This is a genomic window from Paraburkholderia sp. MM5384-R2 (assembly GCF_014201025.1).
GTDB classification, from domain to species: domain Bacteria; phylum Pseudomonadota; class Gammaproteobacteria; order Burkholderiales; family Burkholderiaceae; genus Paraburkholderia; species Paraburkholderia tuberum.
The window spans coordinates 1-21215 of record NZ_JACHDI010000055.1 but is presented as its reverse complement, the minus strand read 5'-3'; the positions used below and the strand labels follow the sequence as shown (position 1 = coordinate 21215).

Annotated in this window: 14 protein-coding genes and 6 pseudogenes; 11 read left to right on the top strand and 9 right to left on the bottom strand. The window is 60.1% G+C overall.

Annotation, left to right across the window (positions count from 1 at the left end; translation table 11 throughout):
• A partial coding sequence (locus HDG37_RS37975; RefSeq protein WP_184056598.1) for an acyl-CoA dehydrogenase C-terminal domain-containing protein occupies positions 1-177 on the top strand: 177 nt, incomplete at its 5' end.
• An 86-nt stretch (positions 178-263) separates the two neighbouring features.
• On the opposite strand, the gene HDG37_RS37970 is transcribed toward HDG37_RS37975, so the two are convergent.
• Together HDG37_RS37970 and HDG37_RS37965 are read right to left on the bottom strand one after the other, a co-directional pair.
• Positions 264-968 carry a GntR family transcriptional regulator gene (locus HDG37_RS37970; protein ID WP_184056597.1) on the bottom strand — a complete coding sequence of 235 codons (705 nt, stop codon included), beginning with the start codon at positions 966-968 and terminating at the stop codon, positions 264-266.
• Between the two features lie 298 nt (positions 969-1266).
• A pseudogene (locus HDG37_RS37965) lies at positions 1267-1460 on the bottom strand (phage integrase N-terminal SAM-like domain-containing protein); the annotation flags it as partial.
• A 230-nt stretch (positions 1461-1690) separates the two neighbouring features.
• On the opposite strand from HDG37_RS37965, the pseudogene HDG37_RS40205 reads away from it, so the two are divergent.
• A pseudogene (locus HDG37_RS40205) lies at positions 1691-1872 on the top strand (acyl-CoA dehydrogenase C-terminal domain-containing protein); the annotation flags it as partial.
• Between the two features lie 54 nt (positions 1873-1926).
• On the top strand, positions 1927-4425 hold the full coding sequence (locus HDG37_RS37955) for a glycogen/starch/alpha-glucan phosphorylase (protein ID WP_409260279.1): 2499 nt from the start codon (positions 1927-1929) through the stop codon (positions 4423-4425).
• Positions 4426-5029: 604 nt separating this feature from the next.
• Here HDG37_RS37955 and HDG37_RS37950 read toward each other — a convergent pair.
• Positions 5030-5458 carry a hypothetical protein gene (locus HDG37_RS37950; protein ID WP_184056593.1) on the bottom strand — a complete coding sequence of 143 codons (429 nt, stop codon included), beginning with the start codon at positions 5456-5458 and terminating at the stop codon, positions 5030-5032.
• A gap of 514 nt (positions 5459-5972) precedes the next feature.
• Positions 5973-6683: a YecA family protein gene (locus HDG37_RS37945; protein ID WP_184056591.1), complete on the bottom strand. Its 711-nt coding sequence runs from the start codon at positions 6681-6683 to the stop codon at positions 5973-5975.
• Positions 6684-6950: 267 nt separating this feature from the next.
• On the opposite strand from HDG37_RS37945, the gene HDG37_RS37940 reads away from it, so the two are divergent.
• Complete coding sequence (locus tag HDG37_RS37940; RefSeq protein ID WP_184056590.1) at positions 6951-7244, top strand: DUF6516 family protein; 294 nt, start codon at positions 6951-6953, stop codon at positions 7242-7244.
• Positions 7241-7585: a hypothetical protein gene (locus tag HDG37_RS37935; protein ID WP_260335272.1), complete on the top strand. Its 345-nt coding sequence runs from the start codon at positions 7241-7243 to the stop codon at positions 7583-7585. The genes HDG37_RS37940 and HDG37_RS37935 overlap by 4 nt, the downstream gene beginning before the upstream one ends.
• Positions 7586-8218: 633 nt before the next feature.
• Here HDG37_RS37935 and HDG37_RS37930 read toward each other — a convergent pair.
• From HDG37_RS37930 to HDG37_RS40530, 3 genes and pseudogenes are all read right to left on the bottom strand, one after another.
• The gene (locus HDG37_RS37930) at positions 8219-8671 is read right to left on the bottom strand and encodes a hypothetical protein (protein ID WP_184056588.1); all 453 of its coding nucleotides are present in this window, start codon (positions 8669-8671) and stop codon (positions 8219-8221) included.
• A 189-nt stretch (positions 8672-8860) separates the two neighbouring features.
• Positions 8861-9145, bottom strand: a pseudogene (locus HDG37_RS37925) (transposase); the annotation flags it as partial.
• Positions 9142-9721 (bottom strand): annotated as a pseudogene (locus HDG37_RS40530) (DUF4158 domain-containing protein); the annotation flags it as partial. The pseudogenes HDG37_RS37925 and HDG37_RS40530, both read right to left, overlap by 4 nt.
• Before the next feature lie 34 nt (positions 9722-9755).
• On the opposite strand from HDG37_RS40530, the gene HDG37_RS37915 reads away from it, so the two are divergent.
• Complete coding sequence (locus HDG37_RS37915; RefSeq protein ID WP_184056586.1) at positions 9756-10358, top strand: DUF4238 domain-containing protein; 603 nt, start codon at positions 9756-9758, stop codon at positions 10356-10358.
• A 71-nt stretch (positions 10359-10429) separates the two neighbouring features.
• Here HDG37_RS37915 and HDG37_RS37910 read toward each other — a convergent pair.
• Positions 10430-10570 (bottom strand): annotated as a pseudogene (locus HDG37_RS37910) (IS3 family transposase); the annotation flags it as partial.
• A gap of 203 nt (positions 10571-10773) precedes the next feature.
• The gene (locus tag HDG37_RS37905; RefSeq protein ID WP_184056584.1) at positions 10774-11319 is read right to left on the bottom strand and encodes an SRPBCC family protein; all 546 of its coding nucleotides are present in this window, start codon (positions 11317-11319) and stop codon (positions 10774-10776) included.
• A gap of 794 nt (positions 11320-12113) precedes the next feature.
• Between HDG37_RS37905 and HDG37_RS37900 the strand changes: the two genes are divergently transcribed.
• The 5 genes and pseudogenes from HDG37_RS37900 to HDG37_RS37880 all read left to right on the top strand — a co-directional run bounded on the left by HDG37_RS37900 (position 12114) and on the right by HDG37_RS37880 (position 20920).
• On the top strand, positions 12114-13406 hold the full coding sequence (locus HDG37_RS37900) for an ATP citrate lyase citrate-binding domain-containing protein (protein ID WP_184056582.1): 1293 nt from the start codon (positions 12114-12116) through the stop codon (positions 13404-13406).
• Between the two features lie 41 nt (positions 13407-13447).
• Positions 13448-16151 (top strand): annotated as a pseudogene (locus HDG37_RS37895) (CoA-binding protein).
• A gap of 107 nt (positions 16152-16258) precedes the next feature.
• Positions 16259-17614, top strand: a complete 1356-nt coding sequence (locus HDG37_RS37890; RefSeq protein WP_311541955.1) for a 2-hydroxycarboxylate transporter family protein — start codon at positions 16259-16261, stop codon at positions 17612-17614.
• A gap of 89 nt (positions 17615-17703) precedes the next feature.
• Positions 17704-19569, top strand: a complete 1866-nt coding sequence (locus HDG37_RS37885; protein WP_184056599.1) for an ATP-binding protein — start codon at positions 17704-17706, stop codon at positions 19567-19569.
• Positions 19559-20920: a sigma-54 dependent transcriptional regulator gene (locus tag HDG37_RS37880; RefSeq protein WP_184056580.1), complete on the top strand. Its 1362-nt coding sequence runs from the start codon at positions 19559-19561 to the stop codon at positions 20918-20920. Before HDG37_RS37885 ends, HDG37_RS37880 begins: the two co-directional genes overlap by 11 nt.
• The last annotated feature ends 295 nt before the right edge of the window (positions 20921-21215 follow it).

Below are 21215 nucleotides of genomic sequence, written 5' to 3'. Positions count from 1 at the left end.
GCGCAGCTTGCCGCGGCGACGAAGCGCGACGAGGACCCAGCGTTTCATGACGCGAAGATCGCGACCGCGCGGTTCTACGCCGAGCACGTGCTGCCCCAGGCGGCGGCGCTCGAAGTGGCGATCGTCAGCGCGAAGGGAGGCGAGGGCGTGCTGGCCTTGTCGGAAGACCAGTTCTGATGCGACGCTCGCGGGCAACTGCAGCTCCAAAAACAGGAGGCGCCCGAGAGCGCCTCCTGCGTGCGCGGACGATGAAGCCGTCAGGCTTATGCTGCGTTCTCGCGCACGACCACGAGGCGCTCCGAAAATGGCCCGGAATAGACGCTCTGATAGTAAAGCGGCTGGTCGCGCAGGGTGTAGCCGCGCAACTCCATGATGAAGCCGGTCGCGTCGGCCTCAAGCCCAAGCTCGCGAGCGGCCGTCGGGGGAAGTGCACCGAAGCGGATCCACTGGTCGACTCGTAGCGTGGGAAGTGATAGTCGCTGACCGATGAGTTCACGCAGGTTCTTATCAAGAGCCTCATTGTCGAGACTGCCCAGTCCGACGAATTGCTCCTCGCGCAGCCAGAATTCGCTATAGAGGTCAAAACGTCCACCGACGCTGATGATTCTCTCAATGCGAACGAAACCGTCACCGTTGAGAAATTCTGACCACGGTCCTTTGCGTTTCATACGCCTTACGGAGCGCCCGTGAACATAGGACGGCAATTCGTTGCCATCGGCGTCGCGAAAGCGCAGGTAGCGGACGTCTGCGGGGGCCACACGCGTACCCGACACAAACGTGCCGCGGCCTTGCTCGCGGGTTATCAGTCCGGAGTGCACGAGGCGGGCGAGAGCCTTCTGAATGGTGCCAACGCTTACGCCATGAGATGCCGCGAGTTCGCCCTCGGAGGGGAGGCGGTCACCCTCGCGCAGTGACCCGCATTCGATGTGACGGATGATCGCGTCAGAGACGCTGGAGAGCTTTGTCATATTGCTTCGGCGGCTGCGTTGGAGCGGGAAGTTTGCGATCTCGCTGACTTCGAGGACCGTGCCTGTGAGTCGATGAGACTGCCGACTACCGGTGCAAAAGTGATCAGGAGGAAGACAGCTGATCATACACCTATATAGGTGTAGAAGAGGTTGTCGTGTTGAGTTCGGGCGACGCCAGTGCGCAGAGGACGTATATTTGCCAAAAATCGGACCGACCTGGCAGCGCGTCTTGAGACGCTGCCATGCAGCAACGCGTTCGCCGGGTTGATCGCAGAAGAGAGGCGCGCGCGTAGTCGATGACCTCGAAGAAGAACTTCAGGCGGTATTTGCATGGTTCGCGGACACGGGTGATGTGCGGTGATCGACCAGATGCAACTGGTAGAGTCGCAGGTTCCCGACGGTGGGCGGGCCCGGTGAGCGCCCGAGAAATCGCGCAAATTCGCGCACGATGCACAGATAGGTGTCCTGCGTCTTCGGGGAAGGCCGGCGCATGCCGGACCGAGGCGTGATGCATTTGAGAAATCGCGCCAGATTGTTCTTAGGCGTGACGCGCAGGAAATCCAATGATCGCGAGCTTTCTCAGAGATAAAGCTTGCCGTGCGTCGGTGTGATGGTGCCGGATGTGAAGACGCTGGTCGAGAAGCTGAAGACCGAAGCCAAGGCGCTTTAAGTAAAACGCGGAGACGGACGAAATGACGAATCTGGTAATAGCAAAACACGACGCGCGTTCGCTGCTTGCCCCATCGCAGAAACAGGCCGAGAATCCTTCATTCAACGGCGCGAAAACCGCGACCGCGCAGTTCTTTGCCGAACATGTGCTGCCCTAGGCAGTGGCGCTGAAAGCGTCGATTGTCAGCGCGAATGGCGATGCGGGGTGCTGGCGCTATCGGAGGACCAGTTCTGAGGGTGGTTGCGATAAACCGGAGGGAGCATCATGGCCAGTGTCCCAAGTGTAAGCATGACCCAAGGCGCCGAATCTGCACGAAGTGGTCTCGACGCAGACGCGCTGCGGCGTGGCATCGTTGACAACCTTGTCTGCCTGCAGGGACGCCATCTCGCGCTCGCCACGCCACGTGACTGGTACATGGCACTCGCGTACAGCGTGCGCGACCGGATGCTCGCGCGGTGGTCCGCGACCGTCGAGAGCTATACGGAACGCGAGATAAGGGTTGCCTGCTACCTCTCTGCCGAGTTCCTGATTGGACCGCAACTGGGCAATAATCTGATTAACCTTGGCATCGAGGCCAACGCGCGGGCGGCATTACGGTCGCTCGGCCAGAATCTCGATACGCTGCTGGCGATCGAGGAAGAGCCGGGATTGGGCAATGGAGGTCTCGGGAGGCTTGCTGCCTGTTACCTGGATTCGCTTGCGACGCTTGAAATCCCTGCCATCGGGTACGGCATCCGCTATGAGTTCGGCATCTTCCACCAGGATATCCGTGACGGTTCACAAGTCGAGTTGACTGACAAGTGGCTCCAGTGGGGAAATCCATGGGAATTCGTTCGCCCGGACGTGAGCTTCTATGTTGCCTTTGGCGGGCACACCAAAAACGAGATCGACGCGCAGGGCCGTTTTGTCGTTCGGTGGATACCGGCGCATCAGGTCAAAGGCGTGGCCTGCGACATGCCCATACTAGGTTACCGGGTCAACACGTGTAACGCGTTGCGTCTGTGGAAGAGCGAGGCGGTCGAATCATTCGACCTGCAGGATTTCAACGCCGGCGACTACTATGAGGCGGTACAGGAGAAGGTGATCTCCGAGACGCTCTCAAAGGTGCTGTATCCCAACGATGAGCCCGAGGCCGGCAAGCGATTGCGCCTGGCCCAGCAATATTTCTTCGTATCCTGCTCGCTGCAGGACATGCTGCGCCTGCTCGACCGCAGGCGGGAACCGGTGGAACATTTCGCGAACATGTTCACCGCGCAGTTGAACGACACCCACCCGTCCATCGCGGTAGCCGAACTGATGCGCCTGCTGGTGGACGAACGTCTCGTGCCATGGGACGAGGCGTGGGACATCACCCGCCGCACGTTCGCCTATACCAATCACACACTGCTACCTGAGGCACTTGAGACGTGGGGAGTACCACTGTTTCAAAGCCTGCTGCCGCGGCCGCTCGAGATCATCTACGAGATCAACCGCCGGTTCCTCGACGAGGTTCGGCAAAGGCATCCCGGTGACGATGCCCGCATCGCGCGAATGTCGCTGATCGACGAGAGAGGGGAGAAGAGGGTCCGCATGGCCCATCTGTCGACGATCGGCAGCCATGCTGTCAATGGTGTGGCCGCGCTGCATTCCGCGCTGCTCAGACAGACCGTACTGCGGGATTTTGCTGAACTGTGGCCAGAGCGCTTCCACAACGTTACAAACGGCGTCACACCGCGCCGATTCATGTTGCTCAGCAATCCGGGCCTCGCCCGGCTTCTTGACGAGACGGTGGGTGATGGGTGGGTCACCGACCTCCGGCGGCTTCGGAATCTCGACGCGTATGCTTACGATTCGGCCTTCCAGGAGGAATGGCGTGAGGTCAAACGATCGAACAAGCAGGTCTTGGCGCAACGGATCCGCAACGTCACGGACATCGTCCTTGATCCCGATGCGCTGTTCGACATTCAGGTCAAACGTATTCACGAGTACAAGCGTCAGCACCTGAACGCGCTTTACATCGTCACGCTTTATCAGCGTCTGCGCCTCAATCCCGGGCAGGACATCGTACCGCGCTGTTTCATCTTTGGCGGGAAGGCGGCGCCAGGCTATGCGATGGCAAAGCTTATGATCCGACTGATCACCGGCGTGGCCGAAGTCGTGAACAACGATCCGGCGATGAACGGCCGACTGAAGGTCGTGTTCTTTCCCAATTTCAATGTGAAGAACGCGCACTTCATCTATCCGGCCGCCGACTTGTCCGAGCAGATCTCGACCGCCGGCAAGGAAGCGTCCGGTACCGGCAACATGAAGTTCATGATGAACGGCGCGCTCACTATCGGAACATTGGACGGTGCCAACGTCGAGATCCGCGAAGAAGTGGGCGACGAGAACTTTTTCCTCTTCGGTCTGACTGCTGAACAGGTAGAGCGGGTCAAGCACGAAGGTTATCGTCCCGCTGTGCATGTCGAAAGCAATGCCGAGTTGCGCGAAGCGCTCGATCTGATCGCAGGCGGATTTTTTTCCCGCGGGGACCCGCAGGCGTTTCGCCCACTCGTCGAGAACCTGCTGCAGGCCGATCCATTTCTCGTACTTGCCGACTATGCGGACTACGTGACTTGCCAGGACCGGGTAAGCGCCGCTTGGCAGGACCCCGGGCGCTGGACGCGCATGTCGATTCTCAACACGGCGCACTCGGAGAAATTCTCGTCTGATCGAGCGATTGATGAGTACTGTGAAAGAATCTGGGACATTTGCCCGGTAAGAATTGCCCTTGACAGCCCCCGACACCGCACCGGTCCTCCCGCCTGAGCCATGGTATTGGCCCCGTCCGATGGCAAGCGCAGTCTTCGGCTATCTGGGTTCCGGCGTCTCTGAAATCTAAGCCGCAATGCTGATCGGCCCAGGGATCCGCAACTGCTTCATGGTGCGCGGATTCGACGACAGGAAGGAGATGCAGTCATGCGTTTCCCACGTATCTCATTGCGAGGATGCAAAACCGCAATTTTACATAAAAGGAATGGTCACCATTTCATATGTATTCCTTATCATCCACGCAGGTTCCCGAAGTGAGCGCCGGGGCGACGGGCCATTGATCAGGAGGGCCCTTGAAAGGCGCCTCACTTCCTGCACGTGCGATCGGGTCGGCAGCTCGTCGGTCAGCCGTAGCCTGATCCGGAGCCGAAGCGGTTGCGCGGCGCTGCTGCCGGCCGAGGAATTCGTCGCCGTGCTGGCGCCGTCTCGCGGATCGCCTGCGCAGCATAAACGGTAACCGGCGGTCGGTCCCAATCTCGCCCCTGGTCGGATCGGGACATGCCAGTCTCAGTTCTCGACCAGCAGATTGTTTTCATGGTCGCACGTGAATTCCAATGGATGACGTATGTGGTCATACATTTGGGCGTATCTAACCGGCCCGTCACGTCTCAAGAATCTCGAGCCCGTTTTCGGCGCACCATTGCCTCAGCGCTCTTTCGACAGAGTCGGCTTCAAACGAATACCAGAGCTCGAGAACGCCTTCGCGCTCCAGCAGATCCTTGAAGCGCGCGTAAGCCCCTTGCCGTCGGAAAAATTCTTCAACCAGGTCGTAACACGCAGGCAGCTTTTGTGCGACAAAGCGCAAGGCGAGACTTCTTCCAAGATCGAGTTCGCTCTTATGCGGTATCGCAAGGTAACGGTCCGAAGTTTCAAGGTCGTCAGGGAGATCCTCGTCGAACGCATCGGTGGAATCAGACGTCCAGTAGACTTTGCCCGTATCGAGCGAGACATACGCGTTATGCTCCATCGGGGCCGCGAAGCTCACGAAGTCGAAGGCCATAGAAAGCTCATCGTGATTGACTGCGACCATGGCTCCCCTCCGATAGGTTGTAACGTTCGAGCGACCGGATCGTGGTACTGGCCTACGGGTCTTGTTGACCGCATCCGGAAGTTCGTCGCCCGTAGGCGATCGATTCCCAACTCAGCCCCCGCCGATGAAGATCGCTCAGTCGCGATCTTCCAGACCCGCAAGTCCCTGAACATCGCCTTCGCGGTCAACCAGACGCAGCCACGTTTCGAGTTCTGACTGCTGCCGTCGAGTAGCCGGTGAGTCAGGGTATGGTCGTTCGCCTTGCCCAGCATATTGCGAAGCCCCAGATACGCAACCAGAAGGTGATACATGGCGGAGCGCAAATCATCGCGCCCGCTCTGGCAACGTTGCGCGAGCCGATGCAAATCTCCGATTGCGCGACTGAGTTTCTCGCTGACGTACGACAGCGGCACGCCGTGACGATCCTGCCGCGACGTGTACGCCGGGCCATTGGCATTCCATGGCAGATCGTCCGCTCCCTGAGGCATGTCCGTTCTCCCTGTTGCCTGGTTCATCAATGCAGAGTTGGCTCGTTTGCGAGACAGCAATGCTTGTACTTGCGGCCGCTACCACACGGGCACGGTTCGTTGCGCCCGACCTTCGCCCCATCCCGGCGCATGGGCACATGAGTTGGCATGCTCGCAAGAGCCCGCCGGTGAGGCTCGAAGTAACGGTAGATGTGGGTCAGTCCCGCAATCACCGTCTGAAGCACTTCCTCGCGCTTTTCGGGAGGCAACGGCGGAGGTCGCATCTGCGGGTCGGGATCATGCTCGTAATGCAGCATCATGATCGGCAGCATGGGGCCGCCGTGATCCTCGTCGTGAATGAGCTCGCCCCAGCTTGCCGGGCGCGTCTGGACGCCACGCATGAAGCCGTGGGCCCAATCGTTACCGGGCGCAATGCCATCGTCTCCTTCGAGAAGCACGGGTAGATACACGTCCGGCTCCTCCAGCGTATGGCGCAATTCGGTCGCGATCGTGTTCCAGTGACGCATAAGCAGGCTCATGATCCCGGTAGCCTGCTCATCACTCTCAAAAGAGAAATCCTCGCCCCATATCTGGGCCAGATACTCGCCCGGCGGCACCATTTCGGGCCCGCAGATCAAGGCCGCAAAGTAGCCGTCGAGCATTTCGATGTTCATCGCGCCCGGACCAATGGCATCGAAAAAGTCGGAAAGGCGAGCGAACTCGTCATCGGTAAGCGGCTGATCGGTGGTCAGGTTCACAACAGGCCTATAGGTTCGTGGACGTTCAAGGGAGGGGGGCACCCCGCTTCCTGGCGAAGCGGGGTGATCGCGAATCGACCGGCGCCAACCAATTCGCTTTGCTGACCGATTATATGACGTCGGCCTCGCCAGTGATCGATGTCCCCTGCGCCGTAAATGATGCGACTGTACGTGGTGATGCCGACTGTACACGGCCGGCCCGGTCGCAGACTTCACTCTTTCTTATGGCGCTTGACGCCATAATTCGTTTATGGCATCTTGCGCCATATGAAGAAGAAAGCCACTGTCATGTTCGAGGACCGAACCGTCTATCCGGACGGGGCCATCCTCGAAATGCGCATCTGGCGATTACCGGAAAGCGACGGCGAACGACCGCACGGTCTCAAGTACAGCCTGTTCTATGGCCGTGCAGGTCAGCGAATAATCGGCTACGACAATGAGCGAGGTAAAGGCGACCACCGGCACTACGGCGATCGGGAAAAGCCGTACGAATTTTCGACGCCTGAGCAGATGGTGGCTGATTTTCTGAACGATGTGGAACGCGAGCGAGGTGAATCATGAGCAAACTTAATGTCCATGTTGGTGGCGCACGGGATATGGGTCGTCGATTCGCGGCGGCGTTCAACCGTGCACAGGCAGGCGAGAATTTCGAAGAGCGGCACGTGACGTTTCTGTCGCTCGAGGAGATGCTATCTGCGCTGTCGCCGAAACGCCTTGAGATGCTTCGTCATCTACATCGCGAAGGCGCAGAGAGCGTGAAGGCGTTGGCAACTGCGCTGGATCGGGACTACAAGCGTGTCTACGAGGACGTGGTGATCCTGGAGAACGCTGGGCTTATTGTGCGTGAGCAAGGACGTCTGAACGCGCCGTGGGACGCGGTGACCGCCGAGGTTTCTTTGTGACCGGACCGCGGACGGCCGTGGGTGTGCCCCGTGCTAATCGTTGGCGACGAGACGGTGGTCTCGCTTAATCCGCCTGGCGGCATGTTCCGGGGTGAATTTCTCGTCGTGAAGGACGGTGTCAACGTCTACACGCGCGGCTAGTGCAACTGCGCCTTGATGGTGCGGGCTCGCTGGCCATGCTTCTCGTCAGAATGGCGGAACGAAGCTCGTCGTTCAGGACGTGCAAAACAATGAGGACACCCAGCAAACGCTGGCGCTGCTCCAAAATTCTGGCATTGGGGCCAGAGGGACATCGTGACTGGGAGTCTGTGGCGGGGCGGGTGACGTGCCAGATGTCCGGTCCTCGCAAGATGCATTCGCGCCAGGGCGGATTTTCTTCCTTGCTGATCCGGGATACGTGAATTGCCACTGCACAGTGGTGAACGCCCCACCCCACGCCCCACGCCCGTGAGCCGCCGCATCGGCAGGTAAGTGTCCGGGCTCGGATGTTCCGCCTGGCGTACCGGGCGTCACTCCTGTAAAAGCTTACCCCTCGCGAGGAATAACCAGGGCTTGTGCAGCGAAGGGCGGTGACGCGGCGGGTCGGGGTAGCAGCGGACCGATGTCAAGACTGACCTGGTCGGTAACGCCTGCCTATCCGTGCTGCACAGCCGCTGCGCGCAGATGGAGTCCGGAGCGTTCACGACTGAGCTCATATGAGGCCACGAGCCGTTTGTCTTGCGGAAGCAGAAGGTACTTGCGCCGGACGAGAGCCAGGACGGCCACGCGAAAGTCCTCTGCGGCGGTGCCGGCGGATGCGCCGAGCGCCGGGGTATCGCGGATGAAGCGGTCGAGTTCGGCAGTTGCTTCGTCAAGTGTGTCGTTCGTTGAGGCAATGTTCCAGGCGACTACTCCCATGCCGACCAGCCTGCGCATCGTGTCGAGCGGCAGGTCTTCGTCGGCATACGGATCGATGAGGTCGATCAGGGAAGCGGAGATCTTGCCGTATGGGTTGCATCCGGGCGAAAACGGGAGACTGCTCAGCGATGCGGGCAGTGTTGCTACGAAGGATTGCGGTATTTTCTTGCCGCGGCTGGCTCTTCCCATCAGGTCCTCATTCACGAATTCGAGCGGTGGACAGCCCTCACGTGCTACAAAAGAAAGTGCAGTGTGCCACATTGGCGCCCGTGCCGAAATCGCAGACCATTTCGATCGATCAGGCGATGTGTGTCGCTGACGGCCCGAAATAAAGAGTTACTGTAATGTCAAATGTGGTGTTTACAAGTCGCGGCCTGATCAGGCGGCAAGCGGTTGCTGAGCCGGTGTGCTGTCGGTCACCGGTAGTCCGTCCTTGAAGGAAACGCCTCCGAGCAGCGAGGCGATTTTTTCTGGCGCACGAATGCGTCGCCATGATCGTTCCGCTGACTCGATGAGCTTGAATGCAAGACCAAGGAAGGTCGGGCGCGAGACGCAATTGCGAGTGCGGGTTGTTCGATGTCGAACGGTGGCAAAGGTCGACTCAATCGGATTGGTCGTTCGCAGATGCTGCCAGTGTTCCGCAGGAAAGTCATAGAAGGCAAGGCGTATCGCTTGATGGTGTTGTACGCGCTCTCGCGCTGGTTGAATTCGCGCTTGACCAGCCGGTCCAGCTGGACCTTGTCTTCATCCGAAAGGCGACGCGAGACGCGGCGGAACAGCGCCGTTTGAACTCGGGTGTGGACCTGTTCCACAATGGCGTCGAGCGTCGAGAATGCGGGCAGTTCGACCTGCTGCTGGATCAGGCTGTCGATGGTTGCATTGATGATGTCCACCGGCTGATCCATTGTCCCGGCAGCCTCGTGTGCCCCGCGCACTGCAATTTCATTGGCATCGGTGCCGTAATAGTGACTGGATACCGAGAAATTCCCGGACTGCCGCATAGTGACGAAACAAGGCGGGCGACCTGGCCCTGTTGTGGTCGAATGCGGCCTCGGCACCGATGCTTGCGCTCGCCCGGATGTGTTCGATGACAACGGCGGGAATGGCATCAACGAAGGGAAAGTGGTGCATCTGCTGAAAGACCTTTAGCAGAACCCGCAGCCCCAGTCTCGAAGACTGGCCGCGCGCGTTGCGGCGCACCCATTCAAGCTCTTCAACGTCTGGCGCATAGAACGCCCTGCTGGCTGTACGCAATTCGGGCCGCAGTGAGATCATGCGTCACTTTAAGGAACAAGCAACCCGCAGGCAGATGGAAACTGCCGTTGCAAATCGTCGGCGTTGGGAATCGCAGAAAAGAAAGGCTGCTGAGGCCGGCGTCGAGGGCGCGGCAGACCTCACCTACGAGGAAATCACGGAGTTTGTGGAGCGGGGCGGCTATACCATCGCAGCGCCCACGACCGGATACGTTGAACAGGAACTCAAGTCCCTGATGACGGTGTACAAGCTCCTGAATCGACGTAGCTGGATTGTTGCGAGGGCTGAGCGTGGATCAGGTGGGTTCGCGACTTCGGATCGCCCCGTCACGCTATGCGGGGATGATAAAGAAATGGAGGGCGGATTCTACCCTCCGGGCTTCGGACTTCAAGGTACGTCAGTGTTTTGCCCGCTTTCAAAAAGCCTCGCCATCCGCGGGCGATTCGATGACCGCGTTGATGCGATCGAGCTGCCGGCCGATGCGGTCGCCGGTATCAACTCGCGGACAATTTTTTATGCGGACCGACGAATCTACGTGGAGAATGACAGGTTCCGGTTTTTAGACCAGCACTTTGTCATGCGCTATGGATTCGATCTATTGTCCATGTTGCTGAGACCATGATGTGCAATGGACTAGACTAAATCTGACAGTGGTCGGTTTATGAGGCTGATGCGCGTCGGCGCGGAGGGGAGCAATCTCTGGCTCGTGCAGCCGATCTTGGGGGCGATGGATTCGATCGCCGTCCACTGTGACGGATACTCGCCCCGATGCTCTTGCACCATGCGCACTGCACCTTCGCGGACTTCAGCAGAAAATTTGTTCGACTTCTTCATGGCTCCAGTTTCTCAAGAGTTGGAGCCTCCACCAAATTCCGGGGCGGTTCAGCAGTTGGCCGCGCGCTGACTCTGACCCGGTTCCGCATATGGCACCCTCTTGCGCTGCGATTCACCTCACGAATGGCCGCTGGCAGACTTGTACCCAAGGATTCAGCTTGGTCGTGAAAGCGCCAAGTCACAACGCCGGCCGAGCGACGTTGCTAATGCTGCGGTGACGCTTCCACAAGGCTCTTAAGTCGCAAGACTGCCGTATCCGATTCAGATTGAATCCGCGCGCGAAGCACGGACCAGTTCGATATCGCGAACCACAACGACGGCGCGCGATAAGTGAATTCACGTTCAAAACAGGTTCCGCTCACGGTCGATGTCAGCGAATAAGTGACGGTGCCGGCCGGTCTGCCGTCAATCTTTCCTGTTATCACCCACTTGCTCGGACGCACACGTGCCGCGACTGTCCACGCAACGCGGCCACGCCTGCCCGCCACCCTGAATTCCTCCGTTACCTGCTCGCCCACATCGAGCGAATGGTCCACCGAACCGCTGACCGCGAGCGATGACGGATGCCAGGTTGGCCAGTGAGCCGGCGTCGTGACATAGTCAAACACGACCGTGGGAGGGCGTTGTATCGACGCAACCGTAACGATGCGCGTGTCGAACCGGATTCGCTGCGGCAACGGGATAAAGAGCACCGCGATGGCGACGAGCACCGCCAATATTGCGGTGACGAACCGCTTACGGGTTTTCATAGGATCTCGTACTCCCGCTGTCACAGGCGAAGCTATTTTGCGGCGATCGAAGGGACGGCGATCGGCGGCACCCGGACCCACTGCCGCCGCTGAACACCGGCGGGACTCGGCGGCAGCTTTCAGGTCCGACAACGGCCACTTGTCCTGCCGCATCGGACGGCAATAAACCGGCCTTCGCGGGCATTAGAGTGCGCTCGCATCATGGTCAGTCGCGCAGTCGATTTATTTGCTGATTTTGGGAATGGCTTGACGGTATCTTGGGCAGGAAGCACCGGTCGCATGGGACAACTGGGAAATGCGCGCTGGCGACTGCGTGCCCGATGCGCGAATGCGCAGCGGCACCGGACGACGTCAATTTTCCAAGCTCGGCTTTCTAGGGCGGCTGAACTCTCAGCCTGCGCAGCCGGCGGATTCTGACTTTCGAGAATCGGTTCGTCTGCCAGTCATTTTTCGGTCAACGAAATCCATATAAATCAATAAGATACGCAACCTCCACGCAGGCGAACGTTGGCACGGGCCTTGCGTTGCTCAACGCATAGAGCATCCAACGTCATTAAAGCAGTCCGCACAGGACTCACCTACGGAGACAACATCCATGATTCGATTTATCCCCCCGCGCTCACTCGCGCGGCGTTACTAAGCCGCAACTCGACTTTTCCCATTCTGCCCTGATCACCGACTGCCTCCCGCAGCCGGCGGGACAGATGCGTCCGTCGATTGTTCGTCACTGTATCCGGCGCGCCCGCCGATGCCACCCCGCAGTCCATTCAGGAAGCAACCCGCAAGGAGACGATATGCAAGTCACTGGTATGTTGTACGGCTCAAGACTGTTGAAATTCGGCGGTTTCCCTACTGCCGAAGTTCTCGGCCCTGACGCAAGCGAAGAGCAGATCAAAGCCCTGATCGATCGTCATGGCTCGGTATTCGTGAAGCCAATGTTCAAGGGTGGGATAGGCAAAAAGGGCAAGGCGGGACTCATCGGGCGAGCGAGCGACCTGAAAACCGCACTGAACGAGAAGGAGCGCCTGTACTTCGCCGAACACCGGCATGGAAATCAGACCGCCAAGGCTAATGGCGTGACCTTCGAAGGCTCCGTGCCGGCGCAGCATGAAGTGTATTTCTCGATCACCGATTCGACGCGCTTCAGGGCGCCCACGATGACACTCACGCATAACGGCGGCGTCGACATCGAGGAACTCGACCCCAGCATGATCGTGCACGTGCCGTTTGATCCGCTCACCGGGCTGAAGGCGTTCGTCGTCGCCAACGCGCTGTCGCGCCTGAACGCGCCTAAGGAAATCATTTCGCCGCTGGTCCAACACCTGCCAAAACTGTGGGAGCTGTATCACAACTTCGGCATGACGACGCTCGAGCTGAACCCGATCCGCATGCAGGCCGGTCGCGATGGCCGGCTGACGCCAGTCGCATGCGATTTCAAATGCGGCTTTGATCGCGACGACGTTCGCTGGCAGCGGCTCGACATACCCGCGCACGTGTTCTCGGTCGACTATTCCGATTTCGAATCAGAGATCAACCAGTTGCGAACCTACCAGGGTCAAAGCGACGTCTACGTGATCAACGAAGGCGGCACGATCCTGGCGCCGACTTTTGGCGGCGGCGCCAACTCGCTGGTGTCGGAGATCCTGGGTGACGACGCGATCATTTCCTCGGACTTCGGTGGGAATCCTCCCTACGAAAAGATGAAGGAAGTGGCGCGCATCTGTTTCAAGCACTGGCTGAAACAGACCAACGTGCTGTTCATCATCGGCGGAAAGTCGAACAACACCGATATCTTCGAGACGCTGCGCGCAATGGCCGATGCGTTGCGCGAGCATTTCAGCAAGAACGGACCGACGCCGCTTTACGTGGTGATCGGGCGCGGCGGCCCTAATCTTGTACGCGGCATGGGTGCAATGCGTGATACGTGCGATGCGCTCGGCCTGCCCTACAGCATTTTCGGGTTCGATTCAGATATCAGCGAAGTTATCCAGTACGCGAAGGCGGCGGACGCGTGGATGAAAGCAGGCGGCCGCGAGCTGGTCTCAGCGACGCTCAGCAGTGTGCAAGGCGCGCCCGCCCAGGCCTGAACAGACGTGACCTGAGCATCTAATCAATCTGGAGGAAGACCATGTACAGGCAAGGTGCAGGAGATTTCAAATACTACGTCGGCATCAGTTCGCTCGCGCAGGCCGCCTGCCGCGAGGACCGTGTGTGCGTGCTGAACATACTCGGGGGCGAGTCGCGACAAGTCACGCCGGTGGGCCACGCGTATTCGGGAGGTAACGTGGTTTTCGGCACGTCACCCGGACGCCGCGGACAGGTGCTGGAGACTTCGCTTGGCAATATCCCCGTGTACAACAGCGTGCTGGAAGGGCTGCAGGACGGCCATCGTTTTAACTGCGGCGTGATCTATTTGCCGCCATCCGCTGCGCGCGACGGTGTGGCCGAACTGATTCGCGTTAATCCAGAACTGAAGAAAATCTTTATCGTCACGGAGAAATTGTCCGTGCACGATTCGCGCGAGATCCGCGCGATGGGGCAGCAAAACGGCATTGACATCTTCGGCGGCAATAGCCTCGGCATTGCCGATGCGTGGAACCGCGTGCGCATCGGCGGCGCACTCGGCGGCGATAGCCCTGACGAGGCGCTCAAGAAAGGCTCGATCGCGATCTTCTCAAACTCGGGAAACTTCACGACAACGATCGCGACGTACCTGCGAATGGCCGGCTGGGGAACGACTACGCTGATGTCGAGCGGTAAGGACGTTTATATCCATTTCGCGGCGCCGGAGTTCGCGTTCGCGCTCGCCAATGACGCGCGCAGCAAGGCGGCCGTGCTGTACTCGGAGCCGGGCGGGTATTACGAACTGGAGGCGAATTTTAGCAAGCCGGTGGTCGCCTGCGTGGTCGGCCGCTGGAAGCAGAAACTGACGCGCGCGGTCGGCCATGCGGGGGCATTGGCCGGCGGCAACGACGACGCCGCATCAAAAGAGCGCTGGTTCATGGAGAAATTTGGCGTCGATCGACCGTTCACACCGGACGATCCGGTGTGTAGCGCAAAAGGCGCGCTCGTAACCAATATCGCCCACATTCCGGCGGCCCTGACGGCGGTGATGCATGAAAACGGCGCGCGGCCGGACTTCCCGCCAGAAGGCACTCTCGCGCTCAAGCCATGGTTTCGCTCGTCAATAGGAATTGCATTGCCGCCCGGGCTCGACCTGCCGGTTGTCGCAGCGTTGCCGCCGTATGACGCACAGATCGCCACGCTAAACCAACAGGTCGGCATCGTGTTGCCCCGCCAGAATATGAAGGACGCTTCGGGCGCATCGCAGATGGATCCGGGCACGCAGGTAACGAGTTTGCACGGCGTGCCGGTGCTACAGGCCGCGCAGTATTCGCTCGAGGGCAACCTTTGCCTGGCGCTGTTGCATGAACCGGGGGGCACAAACGACGCGAAACTCGTCAGTGTTGCGGTCGGCGCCGAACTCAACCTGCATGGCGACGCGACGCTTGCGGCGGCGCAAGCCGCGCGCGACGCGGGCAACGCGCCGAATAGTGTCCTCGCGGCGGCGGCGAGCATTGTCGGGCCTCGTCGCGCGGACCGCGCGCGACGGGCTGCGCAAGCGTTCGTCGACCTGGGCACCGTGGCCGGCCTGCGTGATGCGCTCGACGAAGACTTCGAGTTGTCGTTGCTGCAGGCCGATGCCGAGACGCGCGCGTTGCTCACGTGTGAGGCGCCTGACGAAAAGGCCCAGGCGATGCTCGCAGGTTTGGCGAACCGAGAAGCGAAATCCGTGTTCATCCGCTATTTACAGGGCCTCGACGGACACCCGAACGCCGATGCCGTGCTGGCTGCAATCACCACGACGCTCGCGTGGGGGCCGTTGATGCGCAAACGCGTATCGCGGATGACCGTCGAAAACCTGCCATGGTGGATGCGCCTGTTCGGAACGCTGATCGGCGCGTCGGTCGACGCCGGACAACATGAAGCGGGACGCTTCTGCGGTATCGCGATGGACGAGGTGCTAGGACAGCGCTCGCTGACCGATGTTGCGTGCGCCGCGTTGATTGGGGGCAAGCCGGATGAAGCTGAGCTGTTTGGATTTCAGACACTCGTGGGCCTGCTGCTCACGAACGGACCGGGCGCGATCTCCGCAGGGCGCGAAGGGCGCGGTATCGTCGGACGGTCCCGAAACGCCGGAACGAGTCCAACTCAACAAAGCGATGGTCGGTTTTCTCACCCACGCGGGCTACGCGCATGGCGGCAATGGCTTCGAGGGAGTGGCGTTCCTGCTTGAGCGTTTTAAGGAGGTCGCGATGACCGATCCCGGTGATCCGGCGCACGGTCTCGACCTGAAAGCGATGGCTGCCGGATTCGCACGTGCATATGGCGAGGAGCGGACACAACGCAAGGAGGTCGGCGCACAGCAAGCCACGGCGCTGCCCTGCATCAACCATCCGGTATTCAAGGGCAAGCCCATCAACGTCGATCCCAGGGAGGCGTTCGTGCGTCAACGCTTCGAGGCTCGGGGCGAGTACAACGTCTTCCATGACTACTACCGCGCGCTGGTGCAGGCGTTGTACGACGAAAACGTGACGCGCAACGTGTTCGCGGTCAACGTGGATGCAGTGATTGCCTCGGTGTTGCTGAAGATGCTGTGGGCTCGCCATCGGGCGGGGGACTTCTCCAATCAGGCGCTGGAGACCGCGGCCTTTACCGTGTTCCTGTATGGCCGGATGATCGGCTGCGCTGCGGAGGTTGACGACCATATGAATCGCGGCCGCAATCTCGAAACGCGCACCCCTCAGGCGAGCGTACGATTCGTTGCATGAGCGCAAAAAGCTGTCGATACGATCGACTGATCAGATCAAAGACCGGGCCGCATTCGAGCGTTCTATCGGAATGCGGCGCCGGCCTTCAAACGCCGAGGAGACACTTCGTGCAAGTTACTTCCAACAGATCACAGCCACTGCCGGCGCCGCAACCAGAAATCAAGCCACGATTCTGGCCTGAGGGCTGGTGGAAACTGATGGAATACCGGATCGGTATTATTCCGCTGCCGGTCTACATTATCCTGCTCGCGCTGATCGCAGGTTTCGCGATCACCGGGAAGGTGCCCGGCGAAATCTCGATGGCGATCGCTGTATTGGCCTTCTTTGGTTTCACCTGCGCGGAGATCGGCAAGCGTCTGCCGATCGTGCGAAATATCGGCGCTGCAGCGATCTTCGCGACCTTCATCCCGTCCGCGCTGACTTACTACCATTTGCTGCCCAAGCCGATCCTCACGCTCACGACGGATTTCACGAAATCGACCAATTTCCTCTACCTGTTCATTGCGTCGATCATCGTGGGTAGCATTCTGAGCATGGACCGGCGTGTGCTGATCCAGGGGTTCATCAAGATCTTCGTTCCGCTCGCGCTCGGCTCGGTCGCGGCGGGCATCGTCGGGACGCTCGTCGGCACGGCACTCGGGCTCGGCACGCGCCATACGTTCTTCTATATCGTTGTGCCGATCATGGCGGGCGGCATCGGCGAAGGCGCGATACCGTTGTCGGTCGGCTATTCGGAAATCCTGCACCTGCCGCAAGGCGAACTGTTCGCCCAGGTACTGCCCCCCGTGATGCTCGGCAGTCTCACCGCGATCATCTTCGCGGGTGCGCTCGATAGGGTCGGCAAACGCTTTCCGCATCTCACGGGTCAGGGGCGTCTGCAAGTCGGCGAAGAGGACGAAATGAACCCGGTGGAGGAGGAAATTCGCGGACACGTCGACGTCTCCCACATCGCGGCGGCTGGAATCACCGCCATCACGCTGTACCTGCTCGGGCTGATGTGCCGCAACTTGTTCGGGCTGCCCGCGCCGGTGGCCATGCTGTTTCTCGCGGTACTGGTCAAGCTCGCCCGGGCGGTGTCGCCACCATTGCAGGAAGGCGCGTTCGTCGTCTACAAGTTCTTCTCGACGGCCGTGACCTATCCGTTGCTGTTCGCGATCGGCGTGGCGATGACGCCGTGGGACAAACTGATGGCGGCGTTCACGCTGGTGAACATCATCACCATCGTCGCAACGGTGGCCACACTGATGGGGACCGGCTTCGTGGTCGGTCGCATGATGAAGATGTACCCTATCGACACGGCGATCGTGAACGCCTGTCACAGCGGTCAGGGCGGAACCGGCGACGTCGCCATCCTCACAGCCGCCAACCGCATGCAGCTGATGCCGTTTGCGCAGATCGCCACCCGCATTGGCGGGGCGATCGTCGTCACGGTCACGTTGATCGTGCTAGCGCACATGGGATGATGCGTCGCGGTGGCAAGCGTCGAGGCACCGTCGTTCGTGTCGGGATCGGCGGTCATTCTGCAATCGAGCGCCGTGGGGCGACCTTGGGCATGAAGATAAGCGGTATTCCATTGTGGGGATGGGCAGCGGCCGCCGCGCTCTACGTCGGCGTGGCCGCCGCCGCGGTCGAGTTTGCGTGGGACCGTTCGATCAATGCGCTTGCGGAGGTCGGCGCACACCGGCTCGACCTCTATGCCGCCAGCCTGAAGAGCGAGCTCGGACGCTACGAGATGATGCCTTCGATCGTCGCGAGGCAGGAAAGCGTGCGCGCGTTGTTGAGTGCGATGCCCCACCGACCGGCCGGACTTCTACAGACGGTCAATACCTATCTTGACGCAGTGAATCGCGACGCCGGCAGCGTTGCCGTAGACGTGATCGACCAGTACGGCCTGGTCATCGCCGCGAGCAACTGGAATCGGCCAGAAAGTTTCGTCGGCACCAACGTGTCTTATCGGCCGTATTTCCAGGACGCGCTCGCACATGGATCGGGCCGGTTCTTCGGTATCGGCACGAACACCGGCATGCCTGGCCTCTATTTCGCGAGCGCGGTACGAGAGGATGGCGGGCCGATCGGGGCCACGGCCGTCAAGGTCAGCGTAGACGCGCTCGAATCCGCGTGGAGGGTGCCGGGCGTAGCGGCGATGGTGATCGACAGTAACGGCGTGATTGTCATTTCCACTGTTCCGGCGTGGAAGTTCACGTCGCTTAGACCGATAACGGCGCAGCAGCAACGCCAGATCCAGGCATCGCGGCAATATGCCGGCCGAAGCGTGGAAGCACTACCGTACCGGCGTCTCGGTGCCTGGGACACTTCGGCGTGGTTTGCACGCTTTCCCGACTGGGGTCGCCCAGGCCACGAGCGGCGCTATCTGGCAATGTCGCGAACCGCGCCCGAGGCCGGCGATTCGATCATGATCCTGCTTGACGTCTCCGGCGCGCGGCGCCAGCAACAGATCGCGCTGGCGTTCGTCACGGGGGGCTTCCTCATCATCGGACTGTATTGCCTCTATGCGATCCAGCGCCGCCGCGCCATAGCGGAAAAACTCAGGGCACAGGACGCGCTGCGCAGCGCCAATGATCGACTGGAGTTCACGGTCCGCGAGCGCACGGCGGCACTGACGCAGGCCAATGAAAGGATGCGGGAGGAGATTGTCGAGCGCACACGCACCGAGCAGCTACTGCGGGATTCCCAGAAAGAGGTCGTGCATGCGGGCAAGCTCGCGGTGCTCGGACAAATGGCGGCCGGTCTGACGCATGAACTGAACCAGCCGCTCGTTGCCATCAAAACGCTCTGCGACAATGCACGGACGTTTTTCGAACGCAATCAGCCTGCGCCTGCCATCGGAAACCTCGAACGAATTTCGCGGCTCGTCGACAGCATGGCGTCACTCACAAGCGAACTTAAGACCTTCGCCCGCAAGCCTGGATTCGAACGTGTCGCGGTGTCACTGAATGAAGCGGTCGCACATGCGGTCCAGATCTACGAAGCACGGATTCGCGACGAGCAGGTGCAACTCGATCTCCTGATCCCGGCAGGCACGACGGTATGCGCAGAGCCGAGTCAGTTGCAGCAGGTGATCGTCAATCTGCTCGGCAATGCGCTGGATGCCGTCGCGGATCAGGATAAGCGCATGATCGCCATCGAAGCTTCCAGAACCGAACAGCCGAGCCGTGTGCTATTCAACGTCAGCGACAGTGGCACGGGCATCGCGCCGGAGGTTCTGGCGCATCTATTCGAACCATTCGTGACGACGAAGCCGCGAGGCCGCGGTTTGGGTCTCGGGCTCGCGATTACCTCACGGCTTGTGGACGGCTTTGGGGCGCGAATCTCCGCTGCCAACCGACCCGACGGCGGCGCACAATTCACGATTGAATTCTCCGCGACGACGGAGCAGGAGGCAGCCAATGGGCGATGAGATCAGCGTTGTTGTGGTCGAAGACGATGAGAACGTGCGTCTCGGCGTCGAGCAGGCGGTTGCTTTGGCTGGCTTTCCAGTGCGGGCGTATGAGTCGGCGGCCGCGGCGCTGGCGGAGGTCGCACCGGGTGCACCAGTGGTGATAGTGTCCGATGTACGGATGCCGGGCATCGACGGTCTGAAATTGCTCGAACGTGTCCTTGCGATCGATCCACAGATCCCTGTTGTACTGATCAGCGGGCACGCGGACATCGCGACAGCGGTGGGGGCGATGCGAACGGGCGCCTATGATTTCATCGAGAAGCCTTTTTCGTCGGACCACATCGCGAGTCGTGTGACACGCGCTGTCGAGAAGCGCCGTCTAACGCTCGAAGTGCAGGGTTTGCGCGCGGCGCTGCACAACTGGCGGGGAATAGAGGCGCTTGTGCTCGGCAAGTCGCCCGCGATCGTCGAGGTTCGACGGAAAATCCTGCGGCTGGCGGATACCTCAGTGTCGGTGCTGATTACAGGCGAAACGGGCACGGGCAAGGAACTGATCGCACGTGGACTGCACGATTTCGGTGGGCGCCGTGATCACCATTTCGTAGCGCTCAACTGTGGCGGCTTACCCGAGCAGCTATTCGAGAGTGAGCTATTCGGTCATGAGGCCGGTGCGTTCACGGGTGCAATCAAGAACCGCATCGGCAAGATCGAATGGGCCACCGGCGGCACGCTCTTTCTGGACGAGATCGAAACCATGCCGATCGCATTGCAGATCAAGATGCTGCGGGTATTGCAGGAACGCCAGATTGAGCGACTGGGCTCCAACGAGGCGATAGCTGTCGATTGCCGGATCGTGGCGGCGTCGAAGGCAGATCTCGTCGAACTTGCGACAGACGGACGTTTCCGCGCTGACCTGCTGTATCGGTTGAACGTCGCGCTGATCGATTTGCCCCCTCTGCGCGAACGTCGAGAAGACATACCGCTGCTATTCGAGCATTTCGTACTCGCTGCCGCACTTCGTTTCGGGCTGTCAGCTCCGATTGTGTCTGCATCGCAGGTCTCGGAGCTGATGACGCATCAGTGGCCGGGCAATGTGCGGGAATTACAGAACGTCGCGGATCGCTTTGTCCTTGGGCTCGATGGCGACCGCCTGCTTCCGGCCGGAGGGCTGCGGATTAAAACCGGAACGCTTGCGGAGCAACTTGCCCATTTCGAACATATGCTGATCGCGGACATGCTGCGGCGGCACAACGGGAATATCGCCGAGGCCAGCGCTGAACTGGGAATGCCGAAAAAGACGCTTTATCACAAGGTGCGCCAACTGAAGTTTCCGGGCGGAGAGGAGCAAAGCGAAGGACTGGACGCTTGAGGGAGCCGAGCCGAAGACCAAACGAGCGCCACCAGCGGGCTCCGTTCAGTTTTGGCGTTGAAACTCCTATTACCTTGAGAGATGCTCAAGCATAGATCGAGAAGAAAGAGGCCAGCTCGGGGCGACGCCCCGATCACGCAACGCTCAATATCGCGAATTCATGGCCGATTCCTGGGTGCCGCAAATTCAGCGGCTTGTTCAGCGAATGAAAGGGACTTCCCCCGTCCCGAGGGTGCGGTGGAAGCCGCGAATTGGTATCACAGTGCCATGATGGAGTCTCGAACCTTCATCAACA

What these genes read in the sequence shown, in the direction of transcription:
- HDG37_RS37970 (WP_184056597.1), bottom strand. Translation starts at nt 968, where the DNA reads ATGACAAAGCTCTCCAGCGTCTCTGACGCGATCATCCGTCACATCGAA.
- HDG37_RS37955 (WP_409260279.1), top strand. Translation starts at nt 1,927, where the DNA reads ATGACCCAAGGCGCCGAATCTGCACGAAGTGGTCTCGACGCAGACGCG.
- HDG37_RS37950 (WP_184056593.1), bottom strand. Translation starts at nt 5,458, where the DNA reads ATGGTCGCAGTCAATCACGATGAGCTTTCTATGGCCTTCGACTTCGTG.
- HDG37_RS37940 (WP_184056590.1), top strand. Translation starts at nt 6,951, where the DNA reads ATGAAGAAGAAAGCCACTGTCATGTTCGAGGACCGAACCGTCTATCCG.
- HDG37_RS37935 (WP_260335272.1), top strand. Translation starts at nt 7,241, where the DNA reads ATGAGCAAACTTAATGTCCATGTTGGTGGCGCACGGGATATGGGTCGT.
- HDG37_RS37930 (WP_184056588.1), bottom strand. Translation starts at nt 8,671, where the DNA reads ATGGGAAGAGCCAGCCGCGGCAAGAAAATACCGCAATCCTTCGTAGCA.
- HDG37_RS37915 (WP_184056586.1), top strand. Translation starts at nt 9,756, where the DNA reads ATGCGTCACTTTAAGGAACAAGCAACCCGCAGGCAGATGGAAACTGCC.
- HDG37_RS37905 (WP_184056584.1), bottom strand. Translation starts at nt 11,319, where the DNA reads ATGAAAACCCGTAAGCGGTTCGTCACCGCAATATTGGCGGTGCTCGTC.
- HDG37_RS37900 (WP_184056582.1), top strand. Translation starts at nt 12,114, where the DNA reads ATGCAAGTCACTGGTATGTTGTACGGCTCAAGACTGTTGAAATTCGGC.
- HDG37_RS37885 (WP_184056599.1), top strand. Translation starts at nt 17,704, where the DNA reads ATGAAGATAAGCGGTATTCCATTGTGGGGATGGGCAGCGGCCGCCGCG.
- HDG37_RS37880 (WP_184056580.1), top strand. Translation starts at nt 19,559, where the DNA reads ATGGGCGATGAGATCAGCGTTGTTGTGGTCGAAGACGATGAGAACGTG.